12 protein-coding genes are annotated in these 9,551 nt (G+C 50.8%); 9 read left to right on the forward strand and 3 right to left on the reverse strand.

The window, feature by feature from the left end; all coding sequences use genetic code 11:
• The first annotated feature begins 154 nt into the window (after positions 1 to 154).
• From VGA14_RS00385 to VGA14_RS00410, 6 genes are all read left to right on the forward strand, one after another.
• Positions 155 to 1,795 (forward strand): glycosyltransferase family 39 protein, encoded by a 1,641-nt coding sequence (locus tag VGA14_RS00385; RefSeq protein WP_331001756.1) that lies wholly within the window; start codon positions 155 to 157, stop codon positions 1,793 to 1,795.
• 81 nt (positions 1,796 to 1,876) lie between these two features.
• Entirely contained in the window at positions 1,877 to 2,941 is a 1,065-nt protein-coding gene (locus tag VGA14_RS00390) for a histidinol-phosphate transaminase (protein WP_331001757.1), read from the forward strand.
• Entirely contained in the window at positions 2,925 to 3,773 is an 849-nt protein-coding gene (locus VGA14_RS00395; RefSeq protein WP_331001758.1) for a cobyric acid synthase, read from the forward strand. Before VGA14_RS00390 ends, VGA14_RS00395 begins: the two co-directional genes overlap by 17 nt.
• Positions 3,770 to 4,738: a cobalamin biosynthesis protein gene (locus VGA14_RS00400; RefSeq protein WP_331001759.1), complete on the forward strand. Its 969-nt coding sequence runs from the start codon at positions 3,770 to 3,772 to the stop codon at positions 4,736 to 4,738. The genes VGA14_RS00395 and VGA14_RS00400 overlap by 4 nt, the downstream gene beginning before the upstream one ends.
• On the forward strand, positions 4,725 to 5,468 hold the full coding sequence (gene cobS / locus VGA14_RS00405) for an adenosylcobinamide-GDP ribazoletransferase (RefSeq protein WP_331001760.1): 744 nt from the start codon (positions 4,725 to 4,727) through the stop codon (positions 5,466 to 5,468). Before VGA14_RS00400 ends, cobS begins: the two co-directional genes overlap by 14 nt.
• An 11-nt stretch (positions 5,469 to 5,479) precedes the next feature.
• Positions 5,480 to 6,076: an NTP transferase domain-containing protein gene (locus tag VGA14_RS00410; RefSeq protein WP_331001761.1), complete on the forward strand. Its 597-nt coding sequence runs from the start codon at positions 5,480 to 5,482 to the stop codon at positions 6,074 to 6,076.
• Here VGA14_RS00410 and VGA14_RS00415 read toward each other — a convergent pair.
• Together VGA14_RS00415 and VGA14_RS00420 are read right to left on the reverse strand one after the other, a co-directional pair.
• Complete coding sequence (locus VGA14_RS00415; protein ID WP_331001762.1) at positions 6,029 to 6,229, reverse strand: 30S ribosomal protein S27e; 201 nt, start codon at positions 6,227 to 6,229, stop codon at positions 6,029 to 6,031. The genes VGA14_RS00410 and VGA14_RS00415 overlap by 48 nt on opposite strands.
• Before the next feature lie 2 nt (positions 6,230 to 6,231).
• Positions 6,232 to 6,507 carry a 50S ribosomal protein L44e gene (locus VGA14_RS00420; RefSeq protein WP_331001763.1) on the reverse strand — a complete coding sequence of 92 codons (276 nt, stop codon included), beginning with the start codon at positions 6,505 to 6,507 and terminating at the stop codon, positions 6,232 to 6,234.
• Positions 6,508 to 6,696: 189 nt separating this feature from the next.
• Here VGA14_RS00420 and VGA14_RS00425 point away from each other — a divergent pair, with 189 nt between their 5' ends.
• From VGA14_RS00425 to VGA14_RS00435, 3 genes are all read left to right on the forward strand, one after another.
• Positions 6,697 to 7,188 (forward strand): hypothetical protein, encoded by a 492-nt coding sequence (locus VGA14_RS00425; RefSeq protein ID WP_331001764.1) that lies wholly within the window; start codon positions 6,697 to 6,699, stop codon positions 7,186 to 7,188.
• An 83-nt stretch (positions 7,189 to 7,271) separates the two neighbouring features.
• Entirely contained in the window at positions 7,272 to 7,475 is a 204-nt protein-coding gene (locus tag VGA14_RS00430; protein WP_331001765.1) for an AbrB/MazE/SpoVT family DNA-binding domain-containing protein, read from the forward strand.
• A gap of 102 nt (positions 7,476 to 7,577) precedes the next feature.
• Positions 7,578 to 8,669 carry a DDE-type integrase/transposase/recombinase gene (locus tag VGA14_RS00435; protein WP_331001766.1) on the forward strand — a complete coding sequence of 364 codons (1,092 nt, stop codon included), beginning with the start codon at positions 7,578 to 7,580 and terminating at the stop codon, positions 8,667 to 8,669.
• Between the two features lie 193 nt (positions 8,670 to 8,862).
• Here the strand turns inward: VGA14_RS00435 and VGA14_RS00440 are convergent.
• Positions 8,863 to 9,551: hypothetical protein (locus VGA14_RS00440; RefSeq protein WP_331001767.1), on the reverse strand; the 689-nt coding region annotated here is incomplete at its 5' end.

Consider the following 9,551-nt stretch of genomic DNA (forward strand, 5'->3'; position numbering starts at 1 on the left):
CGATTGTGCCCAAATGGAACTAATAATCGTTTTTACGCTTTTCGCCTCGCATTCTGCGCTTCTGAGAAGTAGATTTTACAGGGCATAGAGGGCAACTCTATAGCAAGTCTATGCAATTGGCTAATAAATGGCAGCTACTATGCGTTCTTATCAAATGGAAGCAGGTCTCCATACTATCTCTCATGATATTCATCAAAGGAAGAATATTGCCATTCTACTAATAGTGATTACGAGTAGCGGGCTTGCTACTGCATTTTACATGTACAGTGCTGACAAGTATGCACTGACGTATTATGGCGATGCCGGCTCGCACTTGATAGCGGGCAGAAAGCTATTCGACTGGAGGGAGAATCCCGGGTGGGATCAGATAGGTACAGTATGGCTTCCGCTCCCCCATTTTCTGTTGATGTTTCCATCATTCATCGATGGATTGTTCTTTACCGGATTTGCGGGTCTGGCCGTGAGCCTTCCAAGTTTGGCCATCACTTCAGCCCTGCTTTACAAGATTATAGCAAGAGTCCTATCAAGAATACCAAATGTCAACACAAGCCTTGTACCATACATAGCACTCTTAGGAGCCCTGCTTTACGCGATTAATCCCAATTTCTTGTACTTGGGAATCACGGCTATGACCGAAGCGCCCTTCATGCTTTTCTTCGTTGGTTCCGCATACTATCTTCTGAGATGGATTGAAGAATACAAAGATGGAAGGTCGAGCGGTCTGCGATACCTTGTTGTGTGCTCGGTCTTTGTTTCGGCGGCCACACTTTGCAGGTATGAGGGATGGATTCTGTCGATATTCCTCATCACATCTGTCGTGATAGCAGTCCTTCGGAGAAGAAAATATAGAACAGAAATAGCAGAGAATCGTACTGTCCTATACGCTATAGCAATTGTGATTATCTCATTTTCTGGAATAGCATTCTGGTTTGTCTTTAACGACATCAATTACGGCGACCCGTTAGAGTTTGCGAATGCGCAATACTATTCTGCGGCGTCTCAAGCCCTCAATCGTCCAGTCCGCGAGAATCTCTTCTTGCAGCCGTATAATGTAATGAGCGTTTATGGGATAACTGCAGTAATGGTTTATGGCCCGATACTGTTGGTTGCAGCGGCTATCGGCTACTTTCTCCACCGACGGTTCAAAGGTGATTGGATGAGCAGCATGAGGCACCTGCTTGCATTTCTTGCGGCGGCGCCGATCTTCACGATTATTTCCATGCTGATCGGCATCGGCGAGATGACATTATGGTTCAACTCAAGGTTTGTTGTCCTTCTGGCACCACTATTGATACTACTTGTGGGGCTGTATATTGCAAGACAACCGCAAAAAATTGCAAACAACAGAATATTCCTAGTCGGATTTATTGTAGCATTGTTTGCATTTCAGCTGGTAACCGTGGTTTTTAGTGCAGTCGTGACGCTTGCAGATGCCACGGGAGGCTTTACGTACAAGCATACACCTTTCGCCGTTCTGACAGGCGAAAAGCTTGCATCAATTTACGATGGCAACGGGGCAATAATGATAATCACAGGTTCGGCGCAAGAGCACAGGATAATGCTTGCCAGTGGAATAGCCCTTAGGAACTTTGATTCCATAATTGAATCCAGTACTTGGAAACAATCATTTCGTGAACCCTGGAAATACGATGACAGGTGGATAGTCATTTCCAAGGATCCTGATTCGGATGGCGTGAAAGTCGTAAAGTATTGGAGTGACCACAGGAAGGAGCTTGACCTACATTATCAAATGATATATGAAAACCAGTATTATGAAATTCTCGCTATGAAATGACGGATCTAAGGCCATCTCATGAGCTTCAAGGGGAAATAGCTGAGCGTACATTCTAAATACAGACCGCGGCAATAATCCGGCGTGGCAAGCGCCTGCTCTCACGGCGGTATTTATTCAGTGGACCACAGGCTAGTCAGGGTGGACTGCAGCTCCAGCGTCAACCCGCTTGGAGCGCCAAAGAAGGCCATAACAGTCATCAAGAATGGCGCGTCGTCACTTGCGCCCTTGTACCCTGACCCCGAGTGCCGGGACCTGAAAAAGAGCCTTGCGCGGCACCTTGAGACCGACATCAGCAGGATAACAGTAGGCAATGGCGCGGTCGAGATAATCCACTGGTTTGCCCAGGCGTTTGCAAAAAGGCGCGTAGTGATTCCCGCGCCCACATTCTGCGAGTACGAACTTGCGTCGCAGAGGGCCGGCGCGCACGTGATGTTTGTGCCGCTCGCGCCGGATTTCAGCCTTGGCGCCAGCACAGTCATCGACGCGGCAAAAGGCGCGGACGCGGTATTTCTTTGCAACCCGAACAATCCAACAGGCCTCCTTGCAACCGGCGAAATAAAAAAAATAATCAAGAACGCTGATAGCTCGACAAGGATCCTGCTCGACGAGTGCTTCATCGAGCTGGCAGACGGCACGACAGACACACTGGTGAAGATGGCTCCCGATCATGACAACCTCGTGGTCCTGCGCTCCCTTACAAAGTCCCATGGGCTTGCCGGCCTCAGGCTGGGCTACAGCGTCTCGTCCCCTGAAGTCACTGAAAAACTATCTGCGTTCAGGGTGCCGTGGAACGTAAACGGCCTTGCTCAGGCCGCGGGCGTCGCCGCGATTTCAGACAGAGCGCACCTGACAAAAACAGTCAGGTTCGTGAAAAAAGAGAAAACATTTCTCTACAACAAGATCAAGAAAATGCGGTCGTTTGCGCCGCTTGCGTCAGACGCAAACTATTTCCTTGTAAAGCTAAACGGCCGTAACTCCACTGAATTTCGTGACGCGCTACTTATAAAATCAGGCGTGCTTGTCAGGGACTGCAGCACGTTTACCGGCATGGGCTCGCAGCACGTTAGGATAGCCGTGAAAACGCACAGGGAGAACCTGATCCTGCAAAAGGCACTTGAGAGGATGGACGATGGCAAGGCGAGCTAGGCTGCTCATGATACAGGGAACCTCTTCGGGTGCAGGCAAGAGCACGCTGGTGACTGGTCTGTGCAGGGTGTTTTCCGACGCCGGCTACAGCGTGGCGCCGTACAAGGCGCAGAACATGTCCTCCAACCTTTACCAGACAGAAGACGGCGGCAAGATGGCCCGGGCGCAGGCCATACAGGCAGTGGCTGCCAGGGTGCAACCCGGCGTGAGCATGAACCCCGTGCTCTTGCGCCCGCTCGGCGACTACCGGAGCGAGGTGCTGGTAAACGGCAGGTTCTACGCCGAGATGCATGCAAAGGACTATTACAGCAAGTTTGCGCTGCAGCAGGGTTTGCCTGTTGCCCTCAAGGCCCTTGACTGCCTGCGCAGGGAGCACGACATCGTGGTCATGGAGGGCGCGGGCTCGCCGGCAGAGGTCAACATTGCGAAATATGACATTGCAAACATGCTGGTCGCAGAAAGAGTTAGGTCGCCTGTCATAATCGTGGCCGACATCGAGCGGGGCGGCTGCTTTGCAAGCATCGTGGGAACTATGCAGTTGCTGAAGGCAAAGCACAGGGCGTTGGTCAAGGGTTTTCTGATAAACAAGTTCAGGGGCGACCAGTCGCTGCTGGAGCCGGCGATAAAACAGATGCATGCGATGACGAAAAAGCGCGTCCTTGGCGTCATACCGAAAATCGATTTCGACCTGCCGGAGGAAGATTCGCTCACGGGCGGCCCTAGCAGGCCTGACCTCCCACAAGAGTCGTGGGACTGGCAGATAGACCTCCTCGCAAAGGCAATAAGAGAGAGCGTCGACATCTCTCAGCTGGAAGAGGTGGCTGGTATTTGATTACTCTCCTTGCCGCGCTTGCGGGCGGACTTGTACTTGACTGGGCTTTTGGCGACCCGCCAAACCGCTACCACCCGGTGGCTTGGCTTGGCCGGCTGATGGGATATTTCGTGCCAATGCTAAAGTCAGGATCGGCCGCAGCTGAAAAGGCAAAGGGCACAGCACTTGCTTTACTGCTGGTCGGCCTGTTCGGGCTTGCAGTGCATTTTGCAGCGATTGCAAGTTTTCAGCTGGCCGGCGTTTTCGCGCTTGGCGCGTTTTCAGCAATTATCCTAAAGATCACGATTGCAGTCAGGGGCATGGAGAGGCACACCCGGGCAATAACAGATTGCCTCGGGAGGGGTGACCTGCCCGGGGCAAGGCAGAACCTTTCTATGATAGTGAGGCGCAAGACAGACGACCTTGACGAGCAGCACGTGCTTTCTGCGACAATAGAGTGCGTGGGCGAAAGCACTGTAGACGGCATAGCCGGCCCTGTTTTCTACTATTCGCTTTTTGGGCCGGCCGGCGCCTTTGCGTACAGGGTGATAAACACGCTTGACTCGATGGTCGGCTACAAGGACGACTATTACCGCAACATAGGCTGGATGTCTGCCCGGCTCGACACGCTTGCCAATTACGTCCCTGCCAGGATAACCGCCTTTTTGATGATCGCATCGGCAAAGATGCTTGGCGCAGACTGGAAGAACTCACTGCAAGTGCTCCAGCGCGACCACGCCAAGACGTTCTCACCAAACGCCGGCTACCCGATGGCCACTATGGCCGGCGCCCTCAGAGTGAGGCTCGAGAAGATAGGCCATTATGCATTGGGCGACGGGCGGGAGCTCGCGAATATTGAAAAGTGCCGCCAGGCGGTGTCGATAATGAAGCTGACAACCGTCTTGCTGTTCTTGGTTTTCTCGGCGCCGGTGATGTCAGTTTTATATCTGGCCGGCTGGTGGAGGCTTTTGTTTGGCGTCCCTTAGGCCCATTCAGTCGGTGCTCGCTTTCCTGACCATACTGCCGGCAGGCAAGTTCCACGACATACACTATGTTGCCAAGAACATGTACCTGTTCCCTCTTGCCGGCGTCGTAGTGGGCGCCATCGTGGGCGGCATGGCCTTTGGCATATCGCCCTTCTTGCACCCGCTCTTGGTCGGCCTCATAGTTGCAGGCAGCCTCGTTATCCTGACTGGCGTGCACCACACCGACGCCCTTGCCGACTTTGCCGACGGGCTGATGGCAAAAGGCGACAAGGAGGACAAGCGGAAGGCGATGCTCGACCCGGCCGTGGGCTCTGCCGGGGTGGCCGCGCTTGTCATGTATTTTGCCGGCATGATAATCGTGTTTGGCGCCGGCTTTACCGGCCTTCAGATCCTGACAAGCATCATCGCTGCTGAAGTGATAGCCAAGTACGTCATGGTGCTTTTGACCTACAGGGGCACGTCGGCGTGGGAAGGTTTCAGTTCGCCGTTTACCGCCGCCATGAAGGACGGCCGCAAGATGGCTGCCGCGACCGGCATCATGCTCCCTATAGTGTGGTTTGCCTCCGGCTACGCCGGCCTGGCCGCGCTTGGCGTCTCGATAGCTCTTGGCGCCCTCATGCGCCACACGTCAAAGAAGAGCTTTGGCGGGATTTCGGGCGACGTGCTCGGGGCGTCAAACGAGGTGACGCGGCTTGCGTCCCTCATAGTCCTGTCGTCGGTGATGCTTTGATAGCCGCCGTGATGTGCGGGGGAGCGGGCTCCCGGCTCGGCGCAGGAGAGGAAAAACCGTTGGTAAAGCTTGGTGGGAAGCATAATGTCGACCGGGTAATTGGCGCGCTTGAAAAATCAGGCAGGTTTAGCAGAATAATCGCTGCGGTGTCGCCAAACACGCCAAGGACAAGGGAATTCCTGGCTTCAAGGGGTGTCGACATAATCGACACTCCGGGCGCCGGCTATCCCCAGGACCTGTCGTTCTTGCTTGCCAGACTCGCGCATGAGTGGGTGCTCGTCGTCCCTGCTGACATCCCCCTTCTGACGCCGGCTGCAGTCGGCGAGGCGCTTGACCTTCTATTGAAAGAGCATGGGCCCGCGGTTTCGCTCGTCGCTGAAAAATGCTTTGTGGAAAAGCTTGGCGTCAGGCCGAGCGTGCTCGTGGGCGACCTTTGCCATTCAGGAATAACGCTGTTTGACGCAAGCGTTGCAGGGCCGGTCGAGGAACGCTACGTGACGATGAACAGAGCAGAAATCGCAGTGAACGTCAACACAAAAGGGGAAAAAGAGCTTGCCGAACTACTGGTCAAGCGTGCCGACGACTTTACCAAGGATCTTGGCCTTTGAGCCGCCGCTTGCCGCTATCGGCTCGCCGCAGCCAGAGCACTTGATGTTCAAAGTCGTGTGCGAGAACACCGTCGTAGTTGCGCTGCACTTCTCGCACTGAACCGAGAGAAAGTTGCTCCGGGGTTTTGGTATGAGGATCTTTTCGCGCTTCATGTCTATGCTATCTCCAGTTTACGAATCCTCATTCCCTGTTTCATGGTCTTTCTCTGGCACGTCTTGCATGTATAGCGCAACGTCATCTTTTTAGAGGTCTTGGCTGTCCTCTTTAATTCGGGGAACTTCTGGCCGCCGTATCCCTTCTTGTCCTCGGCGTGCCTGCGGGCGCCTTCTGCAACCTTCCTGTCCTTGCCCTTCTTGTACAAGGCGACAGACTGCACCGTGTGGGTCTTGCACCTTGGGCAGAACTTGCGCATCTCCTTCAGCATCTTCATGATGAAGCATTTCGCTCGTGGGGTAATTTAATGTATGTCCGGGCCCGCAGGGAGACCTGCTTTAGGGTGCTGGCACATTGGCGGGTGATACATCTCCCTGTAACTGAGCGGGTGAGGTTGAGATAGCTACCTAGTAGGATGCATCAATAAATAGCCTTACAACATTCATCTGGATGAGTCAACAAACAAATGACTATAGACAATGCACTCTTGGATGTTTTCTATTCCCAATCCGAAATAGATGAGAAACCAGAGAGCAGAATAGTCATGGAAGCTGGAAGAAATCGAATAAGAGAATATACTTTCGTACATGCAGAAGCTAACATTGCATTCGTGACGGAAAGTGTTTTCAGTGGAGAAACTCTCAAGGATTTTATTCATGTGATAATAGAAGGGCAGGATGTTACTCTCTTAAGCGCGATAATGCTGTGTTTCATACGGCAGTATCGAAATGTTGCTTTGCTGTACCTTCATAAGAAGGAAGACGATGCATTCTTCTATAGAATTAAGGCATTTTTCGCACCAAAAAATCAGGGGATTCAACCCAACCTTAACCCAGAAATGCTTCTAGGCAATGATAGAGAATTGAATGGCGACTTTCGATCAGTTATTGTGGAGAAAAATCAGCTTGAAGCTCTGGCAGACATCTATTTCAAATTGAATAATGTCCATACTGAATAGCTCCTCACATTGTGGCAGAATCAGAAGTTTATTGCTTATGGCACCACAATCTTTATCTAACATACCGTGTTATACTCGCGCGGATGGTCAAAGGAGAGAGAGGAATAGTGAAACTACAAAAGCGATATGCTTACACTTACAACGACAAAGACCATTACAAAAACGTGCTGACTGTGCCCGAAGAGGTTATCGAGAGGCTGGGATGGAAAGCGGGGCAAGAGCTGGAACCAAAAGTCGAAGATGGTAAGCTCGTTTTCGAGACTCATGCTGCAACCAAACACCGTTAGTTTATGGCACCATAACAAATATATACTATGGCACCATAATATGATATGGTGCCATAAATGCAAACCCACATACCGCAAACGAACAGCCGCGAAGAAAAAGGGTTGACAATAGCACAGCTTAACGGTCAAGTCAAGAGAATTGACGAGAGAAACTACGCCGTGAGGTCGCAGAGCGGGCATGGTGAATATCAGGTTATCCTAAGCGAGCTGGGATGGCTCTGCCAGTGTCCTGACCACTTGTATAGGGGGCAAAAGTGCAAACACGTTTTCGCAGTAGAATTTAGCCGAAAGCTCAGGGAGACGGTAGCCAACCTAATTCCGACAATAATCAAGCCTATTGATACTCGTGTATGCGAAAAATGCAGCTCCTCCCACATCGTAAGGGACTCGAAGAGAAAGACCAAGCACGGCGAAATCCAGCGTTGGAGATGCCGGGAATGCGGGGGGCGCATGTCGTTCAATCTAGGGTTTGAGGGCAGACGTGCTACGCCTGAGACTATCACAAGCTGCATGCAGTTGTACTTTAGCGGGGAGAGCTTAAGGAACATACAGAAATTCTTGGCGCTTCAGGGAATAAAGAAGAGCCACATGTCTGTCTATCGCTGGATTTCTCATTATGTCACTCTGATGGATGGGTATCTAGACAAACTCAAGCCGCAAGTTTCAGACACATGGAGAACAGACGAATTGTATCTGAGGATAAAAGGCTCGCAAAAATACATGTATGCCCTCATGGATGACCAAACCCGCTATTGGATTTCGATGCAGGTGGCACACACGAAAGGAACGGAAGATGTGACACCGTTGTTCAAAGACGGAAAGCGCATCGCCGGTAAGAAGCCCCTAACCCTGATTTCAGATGGCGCGGCGAATTTCGCGGACGCGTACGTATCAGAATTTTGGACAAACCGAAAGCCGCAAACTACCCACATCAGGCACATCCACCTACGCAAAGACCACAATAACAACAAAATGGAAAGGCTGAACGGGGAGGTGAGAGATAGGGAAAAGGTCATGCGTGGCCTCAAAAGGATGGACACGCCAATCCTGAAAGGCTATCAGCTCTACCACAACTACTTCAGACCGCATGAGGGATTGAACGGTGACACTCCCGCAAGCCAAGCCGGAATAAAGATTGAAGGAGAGAACAAGTGGATCACGGTGATCCAGAACGCAAGCAAGCTGCAAAACTAATAGTTTGAAAAGATTAGCCATTTTCGACATCATTTGCCATTCTACAATAACACTAATTCCAATTGCGATGATGATGCTTAGTTACTTAATAATTTACTCAGACACACCAATCTTCGAGACTCCAGCGGGCTTGCTTGCAGCAGTATTACTAATTGTTGGAATCTTCGGGATATTCTGGACAGGGGCCAGAGTCTCATATCAGTCTATGTCTGAAGAACGATGAGGTTATGATACCAATCAAAGCAACGATTCCAGCCATTGCAGTCGAGAGCAAGGCGATATTCGTGCTCAATCTGAACGCCACCAAGTCATTATTCACTTCCATCGATTCTACAATTATTGGCTCGAGTCCTAACGTGTCAGTACTTTTTGGTGTTTGCGATTTGGATTCTGTTAACCTTACCTCGTACTCTCCCATATGAGGGAACACCACATAGGCATATCCAGTGTAATTAGCGTAGTCACTGGACCTTACGAGCTCGGCATAACATGCGGGATAGATTCCATAATGTCTACCTGTGAACTCGCAGTTACTATTATCAAAATACAAGTAATAGACTTCGGGCAGAGTAGAGTTCATAATTTGATTTGTATGTCTATACTCATGATCTGGATAAAGGGTAACATATGCATCAACACCAGATTGGGCAGAAACATACCTAGAGAACATGTTAATGCTCAATTTCATATTGTCGTGGGGTTGGAGCGGATTAGCGATTTCTATGACATATGGATCAACTAACACCTTTCGTATCTGATGTTGAAAATTCTTGTATTGAAGATCAAACTGAAAAAACGCCCAGAAGAGAGCTATAACAGCGCATGCGATGATTATCCCTCTAATAATCAGCCAAATCCAGTACCTGACATGAGGAGGAACCG

The organism is Nitrososphaera sp., from assembly GCF_036397675.1.
Taxonomy (GTDB): domain Archaea; phylum Thermoproteota; class Nitrososphaeria; order Nitrososphaerales; family Nitrososphaeraceae; genus Nitrososphaera.

Coding starts and splice junctions, on each gene's coding strand:
- VGA14_RS00425 (WP_331001764.1), top strand. CDS start 6,697: ATGACTATAGACAATGCACTCTTGGATGTTTTCTATTCCCAATCCGAA.
- VGA14_RS00385 (WP_331001756.1), top strand. CDS start 155: ATGGAAGCAGGTCTCCATACTATCTCTCATGATATTCATCAAAGGAAG.
- VGA14_RS00415 (WP_331001762.1), bottom strand. CDS start 6,229: ATGAAGCGCGAAAAGATCCTCATACCAAAACCCCGGAGCAACTTTCTC.
- VGA14_RS00410 (WP_331001761.1), top strand. CDS start 5,480: ATGTGCGGGGGAGCGGGCTCCCGGCTCGGCGCAGGAGAGGAAAAACCG.
- VGA14_RS00430 (WP_331001765.1), top strand. CDS start 7,272: ATGGTCAAAGGAGAGAGAGGAATAGTGAAACTACAAAAGCGATATGCT.
- VGA14_RS00420 (WP_331001763.1), bottom strand. CDS start 6,507: ATGAAGATGCTGAAGGAGATGCGCAAGTTCTGCCCAAGGTGCAAGACC.
- VGA14_RS00395 (WP_331001758.1), top strand. CDS start 2,925: ATGGCAAGGCGAGCTAGGCTGCTCATGATACAGGGAACCTCTTCGGGT.